At 60.7% G+C, this 21,238-nt stretch carries 14 protein-coding genes; 2 read left to right on the top strand and 12 right to left on the bottom strand.

Features of this window, described 5'->3' with window-relative positions; all coding sequences use genetic code 11:
- Positions 1-29 precede the first annotated feature (29 nt).
- A complete protein-coding gene (locus J3T95_RS07115) occupies positions 30-866 on the top strand; it encodes an alpha/beta hydrolase (protein WP_267450930.1) in 837 nt (278 codons plus the stop codon).
- A gap of 91 nt (positions 867-957) precedes the next feature.
- Here J3T95_RS07115 and J3T95_RS07110 read toward each other — a convergent pair whose 3' ends face one another.
- The 10 genes from J3T95_RS07110 to J3T95_RS07065 form a co-directional block, all read right to left on the bottom strand.
- Positions 958-2,997, bottom strand: a complete 2,040-nt coding sequence (locus J3T95_RS07110) for a beta-galactosidase (protein WP_267450929.1) — start codon at positions 2,995-2,997, stop codon at positions 958-960.
- Positions 2,998-3,085: 88 nt separating this feature from the next.
- Entirely contained in the window at positions 3,086-4,588 is a 1,503-nt protein-coding gene (locus J3T95_RS07105; protein WP_267450928.1) for a glycoside hydrolase family 43 protein, read from the bottom strand.
- A gap of 12 nt (positions 4,589-4,600) precedes the next feature.
- Positions 4,601-5,686 (bottom strand): glycoside hydrolase family 5 protein, encoded by a 1,086-nt coding sequence (locus J3T95_RS07100; RefSeq protein WP_258561522.1) that lies wholly within the window; start codon positions 5,684-5,686, stop codon positions 4,601-4,603.
- A 200-nt stretch (positions 5,687-5,886) separates the two neighbouring features.
- Positions 5,887-7,914 (bottom strand): alpha-xylosidase, encoded by a 2,028-nt coding sequence (gene yicI, locus J3T95_RS07095; protein WP_267450927.1) that lies wholly within the window; start codon positions 7,912-7,914, stop codon positions 5,887-5,889.
- 76 nt (positions 7,915-7,990) lie between these two features.
- A complete protein-coding gene (locus J3T95_RS07090) occupies positions 7,991-9,514 on the bottom strand; it encodes an alpha-L-fucosidase (RefSeq protein WP_267450926.1) in 1,524 nt (507 codons plus the stop codon).
- On the bottom strand, positions 9,501-10,178 hold the full coding sequence (locus J3T95_RS07085; RefSeq protein WP_267450925.1) for an SGNH/GDSL hydrolase family protein: 678 nt from the start codon (positions 10,176-10,178) through the stop codon (positions 9,501-9,503). The genes J3T95_RS07090 and J3T95_RS07085 overlap by 14 nt, the downstream gene beginning before the upstream one ends.
- 256 nt (positions 10,179-10,434) lie before the next feature.
- Positions 10,435-12,186 (bottom strand): ABC transporter substrate-binding protein, encoded by a 1,752-nt coding sequence (locus tag J3T95_RS07080; protein ID WP_267450924.1) that lies wholly within the window; start codon positions 12,184-12,186, stop codon positions 10,435-10,437.
- A 157-nt stretch (positions 12,187-12,343) separates the two neighbouring features.
- Positions 12,344-14,092, bottom strand: coding sequence for an ABC transporter substrate-binding protein (locus J3T95_RS07075; RefSeq protein WP_267450923.1), 1,749 nt, complete (start codon positions 14,090-14,092; stop codon positions 12,344-12,346).
- Between the two features lie 335 nt (positions 14,093-14,427).
- Complete coding sequence (locus J3T95_RS07070; protein ID WP_258561520.1) at positions 14,428-15,369, bottom strand: carbohydrate ABC transporter permease; 942 nt, start codon at positions 15,367-15,369, stop codon at positions 14,428-14,430.
- 20 nt (positions 15,370-15,389) lie between these two features.
- A complete protein-coding gene (locus J3T95_RS07065) occupies positions 15,390-16,361 on the bottom strand; it encodes an ABC transporter permease (protein WP_258561519.1) in 972 nt (323 codons plus the stop codon).
- Positions 16,362-16,689: 328 nt separating this feature from the next.
- On the opposite strand from J3T95_RS07065, the gene J3T95_RS07060 reads away from it, so the two are divergent.
- Positions 16,690-17,340: a YesL family protein gene (locus J3T95_RS07060; protein ID WP_267450922.1), complete on the top strand. Its 651-nt coding sequence runs from the start codon at positions 16,690-16,692 to the stop codon at positions 17,338-17,340.
- Positions 17,341-17,613: 273 nt separating this feature from the next.
- Here J3T95_RS07060 and J3T95_RS07055 read toward each other — a convergent pair whose 3' ends face one another.
- Positions 17,614-19,365 (bottom strand): extracellular solute-binding protein, encoded by a 1,752-nt coding sequence (locus tag J3T95_RS07055; protein ID WP_267450921.1) that lies wholly within the window; start codon positions 19,363-19,365, stop codon positions 17,614-17,616.
- Positions 19,366-19,442: 77 nt separating this feature from the next.
- On the bottom strand, positions 19,443-21,215 hold the full coding sequence (locus J3T95_RS07050) for an extracellular solute-binding protein (protein ID WP_267450920.1): 1,773 nt from the start codon (positions 21,213-21,215) through the stop codon (positions 19,443-19,445).
- Between the last annotated feature and the right edge of the window lie 23 nt (positions 21,216-21,238).

Here is a 21,238-nt window from a genome sequence, read left to right as displayed (position 1 = left end):
GCCCTACGCATCAAGGAGGATGAGCGCAGATGCAGTATTTCGAGCAGGAGATTGAGGGGATCGACGGCAGCCGGGCTAAGTTCGTCGGCTACAGCCTAGACAACAGCGAGGAAGTAGTGCCAGACCGGGTCCGCCCATCGGTCCTGGTCATTCCCGGAGGCGGCTATGAGATGACCTCGGACAGGGAGGCCGAACCCATCGCAGCGCAGTTCCTGGCGGCGGGCTGCAATGCTTTCATTCTGCGCTATTCCTGCTGGCCCTCCGTGTACCCGACAGCCCTGGTCGAAGCGGCTGAAGCCGTGAAGCGCATCCGTGAGCACGCCGACCAGTGGCACGTGGACCCCAGGGCCATCAGTATCATGGGCTTCTCAGCCGGTGGCCACCTGGCGGCCAACCTGGCCACGACCGCCGGAGACCAGGACCTCCAAACCCACGGCTATGACCCCGACGCCGTCCGCCCCGACGGCCTCATGCTGGGCTATCCGGTCATCACCTCCGGCCCCCTCGCCCACCGAGGGAGCATCGACCACCTCCTGGGCGACAAGAAGGAGGACCCGACAGCCCTGGAGGCGGTCTCCATCGAGAGACACATAGACGGCAAGACCCCACCCGTATTCGTCTGGCACACCATGGAGGATGGCCTGGTCCCTCCGGAGAACACCCTTATGCTGGTGGAAGCCTGCAAGCAGGCTGGGGTGAGCGTGGAAGCCCACCTCTTCCCACACGGAGGCCACGGTCTGGGCTTGGGGACTGAAGAAACCGCCTGGCAGGGGACCAACGGAATCGAACCCTGCGTGCAGATCTGGCCTCGTCTCGCGGCCGCCTGGATCAAGCGGACCTTCAGGGGGAAGGGACCGGCCGCCTAACTCCCCTTGACACCCGAAACCCTATCGTAGTTCAGAACTCCTTGACGCCAGCCATAACAAGACCCGGATACTCAGGTTCACCGTCGGCCTGTCAGGCCAGTGCGACCAGAGCCACCCCATAGGCAGGCAGATCCAGCGGACCGGACACACGGCCGCCGGTTAGGAGATCCTCACCGCCCCTCAGGAGAGGAAGGTCAGCAGTGATTGGCGAGTAGGACGAGTTGATCACGATGGCATACCGGGTCCCGTCATCCGATTGGCGGATGGAAAGGCTGACGTCCCTGGGTGTGTCGACCGCAGGGAGCCCCAGGCTGTCAACGATGGGGTTCGTGAAGGCCTCCATGCCAGCCTCGTCCAGGGGGGTGCCAACAAAGTAGGCCTTCCCCCTGCCGAAACCGTTCACCGTCAGGGCGGGGCTGCCGGCGTAGAAGTCGCCGCCCCCGTAGGAGGCAAGAGGCTTGGCTCCCTCGCAACGGATCAGGCTGGCCACGATCTGACCGGCAGGCTGGCCGTCGGCAGATGCCAGACCCTCCACCGGTATGGTTTCGTCAGGCGCCAGGGCGTCGATCTCCTCGACCCAGACCCCGGTCAGTCCCCTCAGGGCACCCGGATACCCGCCCGGAACCACCAGGTCGTGTTCGTCGTGGATACCGGCCATATAACCGGTGACGAAGGTGCCACCGTCGGACACATAGGACTCCAGGTGGTCTGCCACACCGGGCAATAGGGAGATCAGGGCCGGGGCCAGGACCAGGTCATACTTCTTCAAGGTCTCGACCGGGGCCGTGCTGGGGATGAAGTCCACGGCCAGATTGCGGCGGTAGAGGGGGCGGTAGAAGCGGTGGACCTCCTGGGGGTAGGAGAAGCCTGTCGTGGGGCCCACGCAACCTTCCAGGGACCAGTAGCTCTGCCAGTCGAACATGACGGCCACCTTGGCCACCACCTGGGTGCCCATGAGACGGGCCCCCACCCGATCCAGTTCGGCCCCCAGGGCAGCGGTCTCCTTGAAGACTCGGGATTCCTCACTGCCGCTGTGGTCTATGACGGCCCCATGGGAGCGCTCACAGCCGCCCAAGGACTGTTTCATCTGGAAGAACTGCACCGTGTCGGCCCCATGAGCCACGGCCTGCCAACTGAGATTGCGGACCTCGCCGGGCCGCTTGACCTTGCAGAAGGGGAACCAGCCCTGTTGGTTGGGCGTCTGCTCCATCAGCATAAAGGGACGGCCGCCGCCCACTCCACGCATAAGGTCGTGGGACATTGCGGTGAAGCTGGGCGGGGTGTCCATGCCCGGATAGTTGTCCCAGCTGACCAAGTCCATCTGCTGGGCCCATTCGAAGTAGTCCAGGTCCTTGAAGGTCCCCATCAGGTTGGTGGTGATCGGCGTGGAACCGTCGTGGCGACGGATGGCGTCGCGCTCATTGGCGAAACAGGCCAGCTGTGCTTGCTCCTGGAAGCGGCGGTAATCCATCTGCAACCCGGAGATCACGCACTTATTCTCACCGATCCCATCCCCGTAGGCCACAGGTGGAACCACGTCATCCCAGTCGTAGATGGTGTGGCTCCAGAAGTTGGCGCACCAGGCCTGGTTGAGGGCCTGGACCGTGCCGTACTTCTCCTTCAGCCAGACACGGAAGGCCCAGGCACAGCCCTCGCAGTAACACAGGCCGCCGCCACCGCCGTACTCGTTGCCCACATGCCAGGCCACCAGGCCCGGGGTGTCGGAGTAACGCTCGGCCAGATGGCCTGCCAGAGCCCCGGATGCCTGTCGGAAGTATTCACTGGTGGGGCAGAAGTTATGCCGCCCCCCGAAAACGCGATGCCTGCCCTCCTGGTCGGTCCGGATCACCTCTGGGTGGGTCCTGACCATCCAGGCAGGCAGGGCCGCCGTCCCCGTAGCCATGACGATGTTGAACCGGTGCTTGACCAGAAGGGCCACAATCTTATCCAGCATGGAGAAGTCATATCTGTCTTCCGAAGGTTGCAGAAGGGCCCAGGAGAAGACGTTGATGGTGGCCTCGTTGATGTGGGCGTCCTCGAGTTTTTCGATGTCCTGCTCCCAGGTGTCCTCCGGCCACTGTTCCGGATTCCAATCGCCCCCGAACAGGAAGCTGCTGAATGTGGGTTTCATGATCAATCTCCTTCAGGTCGTCCGACGGGCACCAAGTGACCCCATAGCGGGCGACTGCTCTTGTCGTTTTTGCGAATGTACAGATTGCTCAGACCCGATAGGCCACCGGATCGAAGGTGACCCGTCCGGATCCGTGGGCATAGACCCCCAGAAGGATTCCGGTGAACCCGCCGGCGTTGGCGAAGCTGAGGACCTTGCCCGGGGCATGACCCAGATCGTGATCCCCGTCCAGGCCTGAAGCCCGAAAGGCGTAGCCCATCTCGTCCCCCCTGATCTGGAGACCTATGGGCGACCCGGCAGGCAGGTCCGCGGACCCCACCAGGCTGACCAGGCCAGCGTTGTGTACCTGAACCTGGACATGCACCAGACCATTCCGCGCAGGTTCCACCGCCAGATCCATGTAATGGCCGGCATTGGCGTAGACGGCCAATCCGGCCTGGCCATAATTCAACTGGGCCGGGTCGGGGAGAGCGGCCTCGAAGGTGCAGCGGAAGTCGGTCTGCCGGGTCCCGATTATGGGCGCCCCGTCGTCCAGCCGGAAGTCATGGCCGGCGGCATCCACGAGTATGCGGGCCTCCGTTGGGTCACTCGAACCGGTCACGCTAAAACGACCGGCCCTGTCCAGGGAGGGTGTGATCCAGTCAATCTGGTTCTCAAGGGCCTCCCCCTCGCCCAGGAGGGAGACATCGTAGGACTGGTCGGCCAAGGTGGGCCATCCATCCTTCCAAGCGAACCGGACCGCATAAGACTCCCTGCCCAGCCACCCCTGGGCGGGATACTCATGGTTATTCCGGGTTCCGTGGAAGACCATCAGGGTACGGTCTTCATCGAACCCCGCGCAGTCGCAGTGGCCGATCGCCTGAAGGGTCAGGTGGGTGCTCCGGTTGGTAATCAGGGGGTTGCCAGGACACATCTCGTAGGGGCCTGTGGGCGAGGCGGAACGGGCCATGTTCTCCATGTGGCCAGCCTCGGTGCCACCCTCCGCCCACATCAGATAGTAGACCCCATCCCTTTTGTACATGTGGGGCCCCTCAGGATTTGCCCCGGTGGTCCCTGCGCAGATCCTCTCCCTCTTCGACAGGACGGTCCCCGTGCCCACATCCAGACGGGACAGGTAGATACCGGGGACCTCCCTCTTGCCCTCCTGGTCAATCTGGTCGCTTTCATTGCCGCAGATGTAGACGGTTCCATCGTCATCGAAGAGGAGGGTGGGGTCGATACCGGGCCACCCCTTGACCCACAGAGGATCGGACCATCCCTGGTGGGGATCCGGCGTGGTCATGATCATGGTTCCCTTGTTGACGTTGGTGGCGGTCAGGTAGAATAGGCCGTCATGCCAGCGCAGGGTGGGAGCATAGATGCCCCCGCTGTTGCCCATGCCCTCGCAGGGGAACTGGGAGGGTCGGTCTATGGCGTTCCCTATCAGGACCCAATGCTTCCCGTCGCCACTTTCGTGTATGGGAAGGCCTGGGAAATACTCAAAGGAGCTGTTGACCAGGAAGTAGCGGCCCGAGGGGGCACGGCAGATGGTCGGATCCGGGTGGAATCCTGAGGCGATCCGGCGGGCGGGTGTGCAGTTGAACAGGGTCATCGCGGCACATCCCTACTGGCGGTCCGCTCTGGCCTGGGCGAAGAGGGATGCCATGTCGGGGTCGAAGAAGCTGCCGGTGGTCCGATCCAGGAAACACATCTCCTTGGTGGATGTATCCCAGAGGACCGGGCAGGATCCGTTCCCCCTGCAGCAGCCCAGAACGGTCGATACCCACTTGAGGTTGCTAGCGTGGTCCTTCCCATCCACGGCCTCGGTCAGCAGACCGTACTCTCCGATGATCACGGGGATGCCGGCATCGATAAAGCGGCGACGCTGGGTAGCAAAATCGGCCTCCACCGCCTTGATGTCCGCCTCACTGCCCCACTCCTGCCTGGGTTTGCACCAGGTGGTGTCGTGTGTGGCCAGGGCGAAATCGGCCGGGGAGTAATAGTGGATGGAGACAATCAGCCGGTCCGCTGTACTGTCCTTGGGCAGGCGGTAACGGGAGTCGCAGGTCATGGCCGTGTCGGTGTTGTAACCAGGAATCAGCAGGAAGCGGTCGGCATTGTGCGATCCGCTGGCCCTGACCGTGTCGACGAAGATCTGGTTGAGCCTTTCCAAGAGGACATAGGCCTGGTCCCGGTCCATGTCATCGAAGCCGATCTCGTTGCCACCCTCCAGAATGAGGTCCTGCCCGTAATCCTTGAACGTGTCGGCGATCTCACGCCAGAGGCCAGCGAACCGTCTGCAGACCCCATCCGGGTCCTTGTCCGCCTTGCGGATCCAAGGGAGATCGCCCTCACCGCCATCGTGATGGACGTTGACTATCACCTTGAGTCCGGCGCCCAGACTCCAGTCGACGGCCCGGCGGACCGCGTTCATCCAGATGGAGTCCACGTGTCCCTCCCCGTCAATCCACTCCACCCAGGTAACCGGGATGCGGATGGTGTCGAACCCGGCCTGTTTGACCAGACGGGCGCACCCAGGGGTGAAGGGCTGGTTGCACCAGAGTCTCTCCTGATCCTCCGGGGTCCAGGTCCGACCCTCCTTCATGGCCTCCTCATGTTCCCCTTGGAGAGGGAAAGCATCAAAGGTATTGCCCAGGTTCCAGCCCAGGCCCAACTGTCTGACGAATTCTACGGCGGTCGTCATGGACATCCACTTCTTTCTGTCGATAAGGCTACCCGATGAGGGATGCACCACCTGACGGCGGGGTCTCCAATCGGAGGGAAGCCTACGAGCACATGCATCCATTCGCGTTTTTCATTCATGCAATCCAGACCCTATCCTGACCCGCCGGTCCGGGCAGGGCCACACCGGGCACAAGAAGCGCCAACAACATGGCAGCAGAGACCAGCTCACATGTGAAGGGGATCGGCGCCAGGCCTGACAAGGACCGGCAGGGTGTGGTAGTCGTAGGTCTCCTGGTACCAGCGTCCGGGCTCATAGGCCTTCCCGGTCAGCATGTTGGCCCAGGGTCGGCCCGTGCCCTCATCAGGCACGTAGAAACGGGCGGTCCCCTTCTCGTTGAAGATCGGGGCCACCAGGATGTCGTCACCCAACATGTACTGGGTGTCGATGTCCTCGCAGGTCGGGTCGCTGGGGAACTCCAGAACCATGGCCCTCATCATGGGCAGGCCCGTCTCATGGGTCTCATGCGACATCTTGATCAGATAGGGCACAAGACGCTGCTTGAGCTTGGCGAACTCGCGGGTGACCTCGACGGCCTCATCCCCGTAAAGCCAGGGGACCTTGTAGGCGGTGGACCCATGGTAGCGGGAATGCGAGGAGAGAAGGCCGAACTGGGTCCAGCGCTTGTAGATATCTGGGGTGGGCTGGTCCTCGAAGCCGGCTATGTCGTGACTCCAGTAACCGAATCCGCTCATGCCGAAGGAGAGGCCGGCCCTCAGGCTTTCGGCCATGGAGGGGTAGTTGGAGGTGCAGTCCCCGCCCCAGTGGACCGGGTAGCGCTGGCCGCCCACCGTCGCCGAACGGGCGAAGAGGATGGCCTGGTCAGCCCCCTTCACCTCAACCAGGAGGTCATAGACGGCCTTGTTGTACAGGAGGGTGTAGTAGTTGTGCATCTTGACCGGGTCGGAACCGTCGTCATAGACCACGCCCTCGGTGGGGATGCGTTCTCCGAAGTCGGTCTTGAAGCAATCCACGCCCTGGTCCAGCAGGTGTCTGAGCTTGCCCTGGTACCAGGCCGTTGCCTCGGGGTTGGTGAAGTCGACGATGGCCATGCCGGCCTGCCACTTGTCCCACTGCCAGACCTGGCCGTCGGTGCGCCTGATGAAGTACCCCTTCTCGGCCCCCTCCTTGAAGAGCTTGGACTTCTGGGCGATGTAGGGGTTGATCCAGGCACAGACCTTAAGGCCTTTCTGGTGGAGGCGGGCCAGCATCCCTTCCGGGTCCGGGAAGGCGGAATGCTTCCACTCGAAGTTGCACCATTCCAGGTCGTCCATCCAACGGCAGTCGAAGTGGAAGACCGACAGGGGGATGTCCCGTGCCGCCATGCCGTCGACGAACTCGTTGACGGTCCTCTCGTCATAGTCGGTGGTGAAGGAGGTCGACAGCCACAAGCCGAAGCTCCAGTCGGGGACCAGAGGGGGCTTGCCGGTCAGATCGGTGTAGGTGCTGAGCACCCCTTTGAGGTCCCGGCCGCCGATCACTGAGTATGTCAGCTCCTGGCCGGGGACGGAGAACTGGACCTTGGAGACCTCGTCAGAACCGATCTCGAACTCCACCTTGTCAGTGGAATCCACGAAGACCCCATACCCTCGATTGCTCATATAGAAGGGGACGTTCTTGTAGGCCTGGGCCGTGCCTGTACCGCCATCTTGATTCCAGATGGTGACCGTCTGCCCGTTCTTCACGAAGTTGGTGAAGCGCTCGCCCAGGCCGTAGATCTTCTCCCCCACGCCCAGGTCGAGGGACTCGACCACGTGTGGCCTGCCATTGTCATCGGCCACCAAGGCCTTGCCTCTCCAAGCCGACCTGGTCAGCGGACGGCCCTCATACTCGTACTCGAAGTCAATGGCATCGCCCTTGGCGATCTTCAGGACCAGCCTGCCACTGGTGAAGGTCCATCCCTTCTCATCCTCCTCAATCCTCACTGGGGGATCGGTCCGGTTAAGTGTGAACCGGGGGTCATGGCTGTGGTCCTGCCTGTAGTTGATGATCCGGGTGGTGATGATGTCGGGACGGGGGGAGGTGACCTCGATGGTAAGCAGTCCTCCGTCCAAGGTCATGCCGGGGTTCCTGATCACCTGGAAGGGGGCGTAGAGGGTCAGCCTCTTCTCTTCAATGTCCGCGCTGTAGATGTTGGCCGCATATTTGACGTCGAAACCGTCGCGCACAAGCCATTCTCCGTTGAGGAACTTCATGTTCTCCTATCTTTCCTTGTTGTTGTCGGTCACTATGCCCTAGAGCCGGTGACAGCAATCCTGCAGGGTCCGAATCTCACTCCACGTCAATCCGAATGCCCAAGGGCAGGCCGGTGGCCGTGGTGCCGGTGAGGTTCTCGAGACCCTGAACCTTCAGCCCACGGTCCGTCAGCTCGTAACTGACCGGTCCTGCACCCAACTGGCTGACCTGGCGGACGATCCCCTGAAAGACCGACCCTTCCTTGCCCCGTGGAGCGAAGGCCTTAATCAGGGCCCGTCCATCTGTGGACGGCTTGAGCTGGTATGCGTAGATAGCACCTGATACCGAGGTGAACCGGAAATCCTCGGGGGTGAAGACGGCCTCGGTCTGGTCCGCGAAGGACCCCGCTGCCGGGTGGGTGGGGCCCTCCTGAGCGACCCGCCAGGGGCGGGATCCATAGATTCCTTCCCCGTTCACATCCATCCAACGACCGATGGATTCCAGCATCTCCTCCTCCTCGGGGTCGATGGACCCGTCGGCGCAAGGGCCCACGTTGAGCATGAGATTGCCGTTCTTGCTGACCGCGTCGAGGAGGGCGGCCAGGATCTCAGCCACCGACTTGTGGTCCAAGGTGGTCGTATGGCACCAGGAGTTGCGGGCGATGGCAGTGTCCGTCTGCCAGACGAAGGGGGTGGGGTTGGCGAAGCCGCCGCGTTCCACGTCCACGATGCCCGAACCCCAGGCCATACCGTCCATCTTGTAACAGATGGCGGCCGGAACCCCCCACTCGACGGACCGGTCGTAGTAGTAAGCAGCCAGGCGCTGCAAATAGGGCTTGAACGCCTCATGCTGGACCCACCAGTCGAAGTAGAGGAGTTCGGGCCGGTAGGCGTCGATCACCTCGCAGACCCGCAGGAGCCAGTCATCCAGATACTCCTTGGCGGGATAGGGCTTGCCAAAGAGGTCCTGATTGTCAGGCTCGGGCATGGCGGGCCAGTAGAAGTCGCCCCTCTTCATGGGCTGTTGCACGTCGCTGTCGAACTCCTGTCCGTGGCCCATGAACCACCAGTGCTCAGCCCGGTGGTCGGACAGGGCGAAGTGAAGGCCCTGTCCGAGGGTGGCCCGTCGCAGCTCGCCGATCAGGTCGCGGTGGGGCCCCTTGTCGAAGGCGTTCCATTCCGACAGTTCGCTGCGGTACATCTGAAATCCGTCGTGGTGCTCGGCCACGGGCATATAGTAGCGGGCTCCGGCACGGCGGAAGAGGTCCAGCCACTGATCTGGGTCGAAACGCTCCGCCTTGAACATGGGGATGAAGTCCTTGTAGCCGAACTCCTTCTGGGGTCCGTAGGTCTTCACGTGGTGGTCGAACTCCGGATACCCCTTGATGTACATGTTGCGCGAGTACCACTCGTTATGGTAGGCGGGCACGCTGTACAGGCCCCAGTGGGTGAAGATGCCGAACTTGGCATCGGTGAACCAGGTAGGGGGCTCCATGGCGCAGAGGGAGGCCCAATCGGCCTTGAAGGCGCCACGGCTGATCTCGGCATCCACCCGCGAAAGGTCACCAGCCCCGGCCACCTCCTCACGCAAGGGACGGAACTCCTGTTCACTTTTCGTCATCGAATGTGGTCCTTCCCCAGTCGAAGCCGACGGCTTGGAGCCAGGACCTGGCCACCAGCATATGCCCCTCAATTCCGGGGTGGCAACGGTCCATACTGAGTATGTAGCTGCTCTGTTTCTTGAGGAAGTGATCCATGGCAGCCTGGACATCCACATAGGTAGCCCCATGCCGGTCCGCCATCTGCCTGGCTACATCGGCATAGCGGTCGACCATGGCCCTCATCGGGTCATCCCTGTTGGGCTCCATCATGAAAGGGCTCATGACAATCAGGCCCTTGACACGGGGCTCGGTCCTGCCCATCAGATCCTCGTAAGTGTGTTCGAATTCATCCAGAGAGACCAGGTCCGCCTGGCGGAAGGGACCGTCGAAATGACGCCAGACGTCATTGATCCCTATCATGACGGAGACGTAGTCGGGCTTCCTATCGAGCACATCCCTGTCCCACCGGGCTGCCATCAGCTTGATGTCGTCCCCGCTGACTCCCTCGTTCATGATCATGAGTTCCCGGTCGGGGTAGACGGCGGTAAGAAGGGCGTGAACCAAGTTGACATAGCCATCGCCGAAGGAGCCCCAGCCGGCGGGAACGGCCTTGTAATCACGGTTGACATCAGTGACTGAGTCCCCGCAGAAGACGATCCTTGAATTCTTTTCAAATGGGAGCATGCAGCTCTTGCACCTCATTTTCCTTCTCTGTCTTTTTGTGTCATTCACGGCAGGGCCCCTGATCGGGACCGAGGCCGCATTCATAACCGGCGACCGGGAAACCCATCCACTGCGCCACCGGCATGGCAAGGGGGAGCGCGATGGAGGGTGGTTCGATTGGCCGCCCACCCGGCTAACGCTCCCCACCGGTACATGTCTGACGGCGGGGGGGGGGGGGGCACCATGGCTCCCCCCCGCCTTACCGTTCGGCGCAGAATCAGTTGCCTTCCGACGCCTCGCGGTTAGCGAACTGCTTCTTGATGTTGATGCGGGCCGTGTTCTGGTCCTTGGCGTTCTTCATGTCTACATCCAGGACCTGCTTGAAGCCCAGTCCGTCGACCTTGGAACGCATCCCGTCCATCAGACTGTTGAACTCGTTGTCATCCTTGGCGAAGACTGCTTTCCAGGAGGTGTTGACGATTTCGGTCTTCACCTGACCACGCAGGGTGGAGATCTGGGAGGACTCATCGGGCTGAATGAAGCTGGAGCCGGGGGCGATCATGAGCTTGTTCGCTTTCTCCAGGTACTGCATGGAGGTCTTGGCCCCGTCCATGTGCTCGGACCAATCCTTGTCCAGGGCGGAGTTGCTGAACTGGTCAATGGTGGACTTCCACATGCTGGAGTCGTAGGGCTCCTTAGTGTCGGGATCGATGTCAGTGGCCAGCTCGGTGGTGAAGTTCAGGGCGGATACGCCGTCGGAGTAAGAGCCGCCGCCGAACTGGGCGGAGACCTTGGAGGACTTGTCGCTCTGGAGCTTCTTGCCGAAGTCGGTCAGCTCGGGCTTGCCGTCCTTGATGTCGAAGTTCATGCCCTTGACGCTGCCGGCCATGGCGTAAACGCCCTCCTTGGAGTAGAGCCAGTCGATGAAGTTAACCAGGCGTTGCTTGTTCTTGGCCTTAGACCCGACAGCGATGATGGCGGCTCCGCCATTGGGGGTGGCTCCGTAGGAGAAGATCTTCATGTCACCCATGGGGGCCAGCATATAGCCCTTGCCCTGCGCCTTGTTTTCCGTGGTGTTGTAAGCGGCGGGCCCCAGATAGCTCCAGAAGGAGAAGAGAATCTTGCCCTGCTGGTACTTGGCCGACATGGTGTCGTAGTTCTGGGTGGAGGACTCGGGGTCGACCAGGCCCATCTGGTTGGCCTTGTTGAAGAACTGGAGGGCCTTCTCGTACATTCCGCCCTTCTTGGTGACCGACTGGTAGTCGGAGCCGTCGGCCTTGGCCAGGACGAAGCCCATCTCGTCGTAACCGAAGTAGGTCGTGGGCTGCTTAGCGTTGTTCATCATGTTGCCGTCCCAGTCCTTGAAGAGGGAGAAGGCGTAGACGTTCTTGTCGCCGGTCTCGGCCCGGGCCTTGTCCTGCATCTGCTTGAGGACCTGCAGGAAGTCATCCAGGTTGTTGAACTTGGGATAGCCGATCTCACGGTAGTAGTCCCAGCGGATGTAAGGGCCGAAGACGGGCTCGTTGCCCTCGGAGGGGTCGGTCGGGCTCTTGGTGGAGACACTCTGCGGCACCCCCCAGACCCCGCTGCTTTGGCCCGACAGCTTGTTGAGGGCATCGGTGGCGGTCTTGTACTTCTTGATGTTCTTGGCATTCTTCAGGTACGGCGTCATGTCGTCAATCAGATGGGCCTTGATCAACTTGGTCAGCCGGCCGTTGCCGGCCCCGGTGATGACCAGATCGCCCAGGTTGCCAGCTGCTGAACGGGTGTCGAAGAGGGTGCTGCCGCCACCGGCCACATTGGGCGAAATCATGTTCAACTGAATGTTGAACTTGTCCTTGACCATCTTGGCGAACCAGCCTTTCTGGATGCCCTGGTAGTTGGCCAAGTCGTCATAGACATCCACCTTCATCAGGGAGCCGTCGTCCTTCTCGTTGGCGGAGTTGCCTCCTCCGCCGCCACAGCCGGCCAGGGCCAGCGAGGCTGACAGCACCGCTGCCGTCACCATTGCGAGTTTGCTCTTCTTCATGGTTTCCTTGTTACCTTTCTCTGCCATAGTCTGGTTTTCAGACTCCCCGGTCGGCCCGTGCGGTCGCCCGGCACGGGCTGTCCGGAGTGGACAAATCTTCACGTGAGGTCGGGGTCCCCGGGGAATCCCGACGGAGGCCGGACGCCCATCTTCCGGTTCACTTCTTGTCTTCGAACTGCTTCTTGATGTTCACCCGGGCCGTGTTCTGGTCCTTGGCGTCCTTCATGTCCACATCGAGAACCTGCTTGAAGCTCATCCCGTCAACTTTGGAGCGCATCTCATCGAGGATGGCATTGAACTCGTTGTCATCCTTGGCGAAGGAGGCTTTCCAGGAGGCGTTGACGATCTCGGTCTTCACCTGGCCACGAAGGGTCTTGATCTGGGAGGACTCGTCCGGGGTCACGTAGCTGGAACCGGGGGCCACCAAGATCTTGTTGCTCTTCTTCAGATATTCCATGGTGGTCTTGGCCCCGCCCATGTGGGCGGACCAGTCGGTGCTCAGAGGGTCTGTGTTTTTGACCAGCTGCGAGGGCCACATGCTGGCGTTGTAGGGGTAGCCCGTGGAGGGATCCTTGTCCTGGACGATCACAGTCGGGTAGTTCAAGGCCGAGACCCCGTCCTTGTAGGTGCCGCCGCCCCAATCGGCCGGCACGTTGGCACCGTTGCCAAAGAGGACCTTCTCGCCGAAATCGGTCAGCTCGGGCTTGCCGTCCTTGACCGTCCAGTTCAGATTCTTTGGACCAGCGGACCCGCCGGTCTGGGCACCAGAGGCGTAGACTCCCTCAGACGAATAGAGCCAGTCGATGAAGTTGACCAGGCGTTGCTTGTTCTTGGCCTTGGAACCCAGGGCGATGAAGGTGCTCCCCCCGTCGGGCGTGGCGCCGTAGGAGAAGATCTTCATGTCCTCCAGGGGGGCGATCATGAAGCCCTTGCCCTGGGCCTTGTTGTCCGTGGTGTTGTAGGCTGCCTGCCCTAGCCAAGGCCAGAAGGAAAAGAGGATCTTGCCCTGCTGGTACTTGGCATACATGGTGTCGTAATTCTGGGTGGTCGACTCGGGGTCGACCAGGCCGGCCTGTGATGCCTTGTTGAAGAACTGGAGGGCCTTCTCGTACATTCCGCCCTTCTTGGTGACCGACTGGTAGTCGGAGCCGTCGGCCTTGGCCAGGACGAAGCCCATCTCGTCGTAACCGTAGTAGCAGGTGGGCTGCTTGGCGTTGTTCATCATGTTGCCGTCCCAGTCCTTGAAGAGGGACATGGCGTAGATGCTCTTGTCGCCGGTCTCGGCTCGGGCCTTGTCCTGCATCTGCTTGAGGACCGTGACCAGATCATCCAGGTTGGCGATCCTGGGATATCCGACTTCCTTGTAGATGTCCCACCGCACATAAGGGCCGAAGGTGGGCTCCAGCCCCTCGGAGGGCTCCGTAGGCGGCAGGGAAGTGACCGACCCGGGCAGCCCCCAGACCCCGCTGGTCTGTCCAGCCGTTTTGTTGAAGGCATCAGTGGCGGACTTGTACTTCTTGATGTTCTTGGCATTCTTCAGGTACGGCGTCATGTCGTCAATCAGATGGGCCTTGACCAACTTGGCCGCCTGGCCGGAGCCGGAGCCGGTGATGATGATGTCGCCCAGGTTCCCGGCTGCCGAACGGGTATCGAAGAGGGTGCTGCCCCCGCCCGCAACATTGGGAGCCACAATGTTCAACTTGAGGTTGAACTTGTCCTTGACCATCTTGGCGAACCAGCCCTTCTGGATGCCCTGGTAGTTGGCCAGGCCATCGAAGACATCCACTTGCATAAGTGACCCATCGTCCTTTTCGTTGGCTGAGTTGTCCCCCCCGCCACAGCCCGCCAAGGCCATGGACACGGTTATGACAGCAGCAGCCACCGCCGTCAGCTTCTTGGCTTGCATTGTTTCCCCTTTCCAGACACTGTCCGGCTCCTGGGCCCGCCCTGTCGCCTTTGGCAAGTCGGCGGACCGCAGGTCATCGGGAGTGTTCTGACTTCCGCTTACATCCTTGTTGCTCATACGATTGTCTCAATGGCCTGCAGGGCCCTCCTCGGTCCATGCTCCCGGCCTCTAGGCCTCTGCCCGCCGACGGCTCCGTGGTCTTCTTCGGACCGGCGGGGCCACTGCCGACCTCGCATCTCTCATCGATTTGTCCTCCTTGATGAATCGACATGAACGCTTCTTGGCCGCCGCGTGGGATCAGATCCACACAGCAGCGAGGTTGTGCCTCCTCTCGATCAGCCCTTGACTGCGCCGAGCATCATGCCCTTGACGAAGTAACGCTGGAAGAGCGGGTAGATAAAGAGGATGGGCAGGACCACGATCACCGAGACGGTCATCCTGATCGACGACGGGGTCTGCTGGGTGGCCAGAGCAGCCATGTTCAAGGCCCCGCCAGCGCTGGCCTTGACGGCGCTGGCCAGGGAGCTTGCTTGGTTGATGTACTGATAGAGCAGGTACTGCAGGGAGTAGAGCTTGGAATCAGTCATGTAGATCAGGGTGTCCTGGAAGGAATTCCACTGGCCCACGGCCGAGAAGATGGCCACCGTGGCCAGGATCGGCGTGCACATAGGCAGGACGATCTTGAAGAAGACGGTCAGGGTGCCGGCGCCGTCCACCTCGGCCGCCTCCTGGAGGGAGGAGGGGATGGATTCGATGTAGGTCTTCACCAGGATGATGTTGAAGGGCTGCACGATGGCCGGCAGGATGTACACCCAGAAGTTGTTGGTCAGACCCAGGTTCTTCATCGTAATGAACATGGGAATCAGGCCGGCATTGAAGTACATGGTCACGATGATGAAGCGGTACCAGAACTTGCGGTGCCACATGCCCTGCTGGGTGAAGAGGAAGCCCAGGAAGGCACTGGCCAGCACGGTCAGAGTGGCACCGATCACGGTACGTCCCAGGGAGACCATGGCAGCCGTGCCCAGGCCCTCCAGCTTGAAGACCTCCACATAGTTGCTCCAGTGGATCCCCTTGGGCAGGACGGTGATCTTGCCGGCGGCACTCAGGGTGTTGTCGGAGATGCTGTTGATGATCAGGTAATAGAACGGGTAGACGCAGATGAAAGCGAAGAGGATGAAGAAGGCGATGTTGAAGACATTGAACACCTTCTCGCCCTTGGTCCGCTGCAGGAGAGGAGAGACACCCTTCGATCCGATTGCCATGCTGTCACTCATGATTGTTTTCCCCTTAACGCTCAGATAATTGACTCGCCACGGGTCCGCTTCGAGGCCCAATTGACCAGGAACAGGAGGACCACGCTGACCAGGGATTTCAGCATGGATATGGCAGTAGCGAGAGAGAGGCTGTTCTGGCCCATGCCCACGTTGTAGACGTAGAGGTCAAGCACCTGGATGTGCTTGAGGTTGAAGGCGTTCTGGAAGACGAAGTACTGGTCCATCCCATTGTTCAGGAAGTTGGAGACGCTCAGCATCAGCATGACCAGGTAGGTGGGCATGAGCTGCGGGACCGTGACGTGGATGATCTGCTGGAACCGGTTGGCGCCGTCCACTTGGGCGGCCTCGTAAAGCTCCGGATCAATGCCTGCGATGCCCGCCAGATAGAGTATGGACCCCCAGCCCAGCCCCTTCCACAGGCTCCACAGGAGCATCTTGATGTAGGTCCCGCTGTCGGAATCCAGGAAGTGGATGGGCTGTGAAATCAGGTGGATGTTCTGCAGGAGCTCATTGACCATGCCGGTGGAGGAGAACATGGCGAATGCCACGGCGTAGACCAGGACCCAGCTGATGAAGTTGGGCAGGGTAGTCAGGGTCTGGATGACGTTCTTGAAGTGTTTGTTGCGAATCTCATTGAGGCCGATGGCGAAGAACAGCGGAAAGAATGAGGTCAGAATGCCCAGTCCGCTCATCACGAAGGTGTTGATCAGGACCTGGCCGACCGTGTGCAGCTGTGCCGGGTTCTGGACGATCATCTTGAACCACTGGAAGCCGACGAATTCGCTCTCCGACAGGGGAATGGGCGGCTGATAGTCATAGAAGGCATACACCCAGCCGAGCAGAGGATAGTAACTGAAGAGGATGACCAGTATCAGAAAGGGGACGGTCAAAAGGAAGAGGTTGATGCTGTGTTTCTTCTTGCCGCTTATGCCCCCTTGGCGTTTAGACCTACTCCGCCGGGTAGCGTTCAACGGAATGTCGCCAGTTGACATCCTGCCCTCCTGTCTTTTCCCATAAGCCCGCTTCTTTGCGTTGCCAGCCATGCGCCGTATAGATCGTAGTAGGCTTATTTATATGTTTGTAAATAGATTAGTACACCGATTTAACTTAGCTGTCAAGCCACGGTGCTCTACAAGGCATGTCACCACGTGAGGCAGGGCCGCTCCCGCCCATGAATCCAGTCAGGCCCGTCCGGCAGATGGTCCTGCAGCCGACGAGGCGGCAGACAGAACAAGAGGATGGCCTCGCCAACCCTTCTGCCCACACGCCGCAGCCCCTGCCGACGCACCGGCAGGTAAAGTCAAAAGAGAAAGGCGGATCATGCGCTTCAACCTCGAAAGCCCTTTCTGGCAGTTCGTGAACACCCTTCTCAGATTCACTGCCCTGAATCTGCTCTTCGTCGTCACCTGCATACCCCTGATCACGATAGGTCCCGCCCGCAGCGCCCTCTACGGCACGGTCTTCGCCTATGACGACCACGAGGACATCCCCCTCTGCCGACAGTACCTGCAACGCTTCGTCCGGGAGTTCAAACAGTCCATCATCGCCTTCATCACCCACGCGGCGCTGGGGGGCATCGTCATTTACTCCCTGACCTTCTGGCTGAGCATGAAGGGGGCGATGATCTATCCCGCCCTCATTATCCTGATCATCGGAACCGTCCTTCTAATCTTCTCATACGAGTTCTTCTACCCCCTGCAGTCCCGCTACACCAATACGGTCTGGGGGTTCTTCAAGTTATCCGTAGGGGTTCCCATGGGGATCCCCCTCTATGCCATCTGCCTTTTGGCCATCGACGTGGCCTTCGCCTTCCTCGTCTACTATGTGCCCTTCCTGCGGGTCCTAGCCATCATCTTCGGCTTCTCCTGGCTGGCATACGCCAAGTCGCTGATCTATCTACGAGCCTTCGACCGTTTCGAGCGGGGCGCCAAGGGGGACACCCAGACCACCTACAAGAACGGTTCCCTGTGAGGCTGCGAGGAAGTAGCGCATGGCACGACCAGGACGGTGCCGTCACCTCCCACCCAGCCCACTGAATGGCAGGTCACACTTCGCATGGATTGGCTGCGCATAGGTCGCGCGCATGAACCGCAGTTGCGTCCGAACTGCATGAGGGCATACAGGGTGCGGAAAGAGGCGGCGCCTGCCGACCCCAGAGCCTGGCGGGCACCGCCCCCTCGCTAACCGATGGGCCCCGGCCCTGCTGACGGATCCTGAACCGCCGGGTGGACCGAAGTCGTGGAATCACTTGGTCCTGTTCTCGTACTCCTTCACGATGTCCTGGCGTGCCTTGGTCTGGGCCTTGGCGTTGGCCATGTCGATCTTCTCGATCTTGTCGTAGCCAAGCCCCTTCACATTGTTGCGCATGGTCTTCAGGATGGCGTTGAACTCGTTGTCGTCCTTGGCATAGACCGCCTTCCAGGACTGGGAGACGATCTCGGACTTGACCTGGCCCCGAACTGCGGTGATCTGGGAGTCTTCCTCGGGCGGAATGTATCCTGCTCCGGGGGCGACCACGACCTGTTTGCGCTTCTCCAGATACTCCAAGGCCGTCTTGGCGCCGTCCATGTGGGCGGACCAATCATCCCTCAGGGCGTTGGGCTTTGCCAGTTCGGTTTTCCACAGGGCCGGATTGTAAGTCTCCTTGGTGTTCGGGTCGATGTCGTTCTGGTTCAGCCCCTGGAAGTGCATCATGGAGATGCCCTTGTTGTAGTCACCGCCGCCGAACTCTGCAGGAACCTTCAGCCCGTCGGCCTCGTTCATAGCTTTGAGGCCGAAATCGGTCAGCTTGTTGCCTTCAGAGCTCCTAGTCCAACAGAGCTTTTCCGGACAGACGGGGCCACCTGCGTTCTGGGCCGTGGCATAGACACCCTTAGGCGAGTAGAGCCAGTCGAGGAAGTCGACCAGGCGCTGCTTGTTCTTGGCCTTGGCACCGATTGCCAGTATGGGATCCACCCCATCGGGAGCAAAGCCTTCCGAATAAATGTTCATGTCCTCCAAGGGCGCCAACATGAACCCGATTCCCTTGGCCTTGTTGGCAGCGGAGTTGATGCGGGGCTGGCCCAGCCAGCACCAGATGTCGACCAGCATCTTGCCTTGGCTGGTCTTGGCGGTGACATTGTCCCAGGTCTGGGTTGAGGAATCCGGATCGATCAGACCCATCCTCTGGGCCTTGTTGAGGAAGCGCAGGAGCTGCTCGTAGATGCCGCCCTCCTGGATGGGGGTCTGGTCATCGGAGCCGTCAGCCTTGGTCAGGACCGAGTTCATCGTGTTGTATCCATACCAGGAGGCCATATCCATGGGGAACTTCATCATCTCTCCATCCCAGTCCTTGAAAAGGCTGAGAGCGTAGATGTCCTTCTGGCCGGTGTCGGCCCGGGCCTTGTCCTGCATGAGCTTCATGACGTTGAGGAAGTCGTCCAGGTTCTCGATCTTCGGGTAACCGACCTCACGGTAGTAATCCCAACGGATGTGGGGGGCCGTGCCGGGCTCGTCTCCGGCGTTTGACTTGAGTGGGGACTGCGAGGACACATTTCCGGGGATGCCCCAGACGCCTTCCTTGCCGGCCACCTTGGTCACCCTGTCCAAGGCTCCCTTGTACTTCTTCAAGTACTTCTCGTTCTTGATGTAGGGGGTCAGGTCAGTGATCAGATCGGCCTTAACCAGCTTCTGCAGGCGGCCATTGCCCGTATGGGTCAGGATCAGGTCGCCCAGGTTCCCGGCTGCCGAACGGGTCTCGAAGAGCGTCTCGCTGTTGCCGGTGACACCCGGTGCGATGACCTTGAGCTTGATGTTGAACTTGTCCTTGATCAGCTTGGCGAACCAGCCCTTCTGAATACCCTGGGCCGTGGCGTCCTGGGAGAACATCTCGACGGTCATTTCAGAATGGTCGTCCGGGCCATCGCTTGAATTAGCGCCGCCGCCACAGCCCGCCAGGGACATGGCACCGGTGATGGCGACGGCGATCGCCGCCATCGCTTTTTTCTTGAGGTTCATGGATTCTCTTCTTTCTTTGTCATCCGCCACCCAACCAGTGGCGTCTCTTACCGCCGTCCGGATTTCCCCGGTCGGGATCACCTGCCGTGCTGTGCCTCCCATTCCTTGACGATCTCCTGACGCGCCTTGGTCTGAGCCTTGGCGTTGGCCATGTCGATCTTCTCGACCTGCTCGTAGCCAAGCCCCTTCAGGTTGTCTCTCATGGTCTTCAGGATGGTGTTGAACTCGTTGTCATCCTTGGCGTAGACAGCCTTCCAAGACTGGGAAACAACCTCGGACTTGACCTGGCCGCGCAGGGCCTTGATGGAGGAGTCATCGGTCGGGGCCACGAAGCCCGCCCCAACGGCGACCATGGCCTCGTCGTGATTCTGCAGCCACTCCAGAGCGGTCTTGGCACCGCCCATGTGAGCGGACCAGTCATCCCTCAGGGCATCGGGCTTGGCCAGCTCGGACCTCCACAGCTGGGGGTTATAGGTCTCCTTGGTGGTTGGGTCGATGTCGTTCTTGTGGATGCCGGTGAAGTGCATCATCGACACTCCCTTGCCGTACTGGCCGCCGCCGAACTCGTCAGGCACCTGCTGGCTTCCGCTCGAGTCTCCCTCGGCTGCCAGGCCGAACATGGCCTTGACGCCCAGATCGGTCATCTTGTTGCCGTCCTTGGTCCGCTCCCAGCACATCTTCTCTGGGCAGGCCTGTCCCTGGGCGCCGGTGGCCGTGGCGTAGACACCCTCGGGCGAGTAGAGCCAGTCAATGAAGTCGACCAGGCGCTGCTTGTTCTTGGCCTTGGCACCCACGGCGATGACCGGGTCGTGACCGTCGGGCATGAACCCGTCCACGTAGACCTTCAGGCCAGGTACGGGGGCCAGCATGAATCCAATCCCCTTGGCCTTATTACCCACGGTGTTGACCGCCGGCTGGCCTAGCCAGCTCCAGATATCAGCCAAAACCTTGCCCTGGTGGACCTTCTGGGAGATGTTATCCCAAGTCTGAGTGGAGGAATCCGGATCCACCAGGCCCATCCGGGAGGCCTTGTTGAGGAAACGCAACATCTGCTCGTAGATGCCGCCCTCCTTGGTGACAGGCTGGTCGTCCTTCCCGTCGGCCCGGGTAAGGACCGTGTTCATGGAATTGTACCCGTACCAGGAGGCCATATCCATCGGATACTTCATCATTTCCTGGTCCCAGTCCTTGAAGAGGCTGAGGGCGTAGATGTCTCTCTTCCCGGTTTTCTCACGGGCCCTGTCCTGCATGAGCTTGAGAACATTGAGGAAGTCATCCAGATTGTTCATCTGGGGGTAACCCACCTCGCGGTAATAATCCCAGCGGATGTGGGGGGCCGTGCCTGGCTCGTCACCGGCGGAGGGTTTGGAGGGGGACTGGGAGGCCACATCGGACGGGGCCCCCCAGATGCCATCCTTGCCCGCCACCTTGGTGACCCTGTCCAGGGCACCCAGGAACTGCTTGAGGTGTTTCTCGTTCTTCATGTAAGGGGTCATATCGGCAATCAGGTTGGCCTTGACCAGCTTCTCCAGACGACCGTTGTCTGTGTTGGTCAAAATCAGGTCGCCCAGGTTGCCTGTGGCCGCCCTAGTCTGGAAGATGGTCTCCGCATTACCTGTCTGAGCAGGGGCCACCACCTTCATCTTCATATTGAACTTGTCCTTGAGTATCTTGGCAAACCAACCCTGCTGCTCCCCCTGGGCGGTGGCGGACATGGAGAACACCTCCACCTCCATCAGGCCCTTGTCGTCGGCCCCCTCGTTGTTGCCCCCACCGCCGCAGCCTGCAAGGGCCAAAGCCAGGGACAGGGTCAAGGCCATCGCCATTGATGCCTTCTTCTTGAGGGACATGGTCCCTCCTTTCTTTTCTTCTT

Origin of the sequence: Bifidobacterium sp. B4079 (assembly GCF_026537385.1) — a bacterium.
Taxonomy (GTDB): Bacteria; Actinomycetota; Actinomycetes; order Actinomycetales; family Bifidobacteriaceae; genus Bombiscardovia; species Bombiscardovia asteroides_I.
This window is presented reverse-complemented; position numbering and strand designations above follow the sequence as displayed.

What these genes read in the sequence shown, in the direction of transcription:
- J3T95_RS07105 (WP_267450928.1), bottom strand. Translation starts at nt 4,588, where the DNA reads ATGACCCTGTTCAACTGCACACCCGCCCGCCGGATCGCCTCAGGATTC.
- J3T95_RS07060 (WP_267450922.1), top strand. Translation starts at nt 16,690, where the DNA reads ATGCGCTTCAACCTCGAAAGCCCTTTCTGGCAGTTCGTGAACACCCTT.
- J3T95_RS07085 (WP_267450925.1), bottom strand. Translation starts at nt 10,178, where the DNA reads ATGCTCCCATTTGAAAAGAATTCAAGGATCGTCTTCTGCGGGGACTCA.
- J3T95_RS07100 (WP_258561522.1), bottom strand. Translation starts at nt 5,686, where the DNA reads ATGTCCATGACGACCGCCGTAGAATTCGTCAGACAGTTGGGCCTGGGC.
- J3T95_RS07115 (WP_267450930.1), top strand. Translation starts at nt 30, where the DNA reads ATGCAGTATTTCGAGCAGGAGATTGAGGGGATCGACGGCAGCCGGGCT.
- J3T95_RS07055 (WP_267450921.1), bottom strand. Translation starts at nt 19,365, where the DNA reads ATGAACCTCAAGAAAAAAGCGATGGCGGCGATCGCCGTCGCCATCACC.
- J3T95_RS07050 (WP_267450920.1), bottom strand. Translation starts at nt 21,215, where the DNA reads ATGTCCCTCAAGAAGAAGGCATCAATGGCGATGGCCTTGACCCTGTCC.
- J3T95_RS07070 (WP_258561520.1), bottom strand. Translation starts at nt 15,369, where the DNA reads ATGAGTGACAGCATGGCAATCGGATCGAAGGGTGTCTCTCCTCTCCTG.
- yicI (WP_267450927.1), bottom strand. Translation starts at nt 7,914, where the DNA reads ATGAAGTTCCTCAACGGAGAATGGCTTGTGCGCGACGGTTTCGACGTC.
- J3T95_RS07080 (WP_267450924.1), bottom strand. Translation starts at nt 12,186, where the DNA reads ATGAAGAAGAGCAAACTCGCAATGGTGACGGCAGCGGTGCTGTCAGCC.
- J3T95_RS07090 (WP_267450926.1), bottom strand. Translation starts at nt 9,514, where the DNA reads ATGACGAAAAGTGAACAGGAGTTCCGTCCCTTGCGTGAGGAGGTGGCC.
- J3T95_RS07110 (WP_267450929.1), bottom strand. Translation starts at nt 2,997, where the DNA reads ATGAAACCCACATTCAGCAGCTTCCTGTTCGGGGGCGATTGGAATCCG.
- J3T95_RS07065 (WP_258561519.1), bottom strand. Translation starts at nt 16,361, where the DNA reads ATGTCAACTGGCGACATTCCGTTGAACGCTACCCGGCGGAGTAGGTCT.
- J3T95_RS07075 (WP_267450923.1), bottom strand. Translation starts at nt 14,092, where the DNA reads ATGCAAGCCAAGAAGCTGACGGCGGTGGCTGCTGCTGTCATAACCGTG.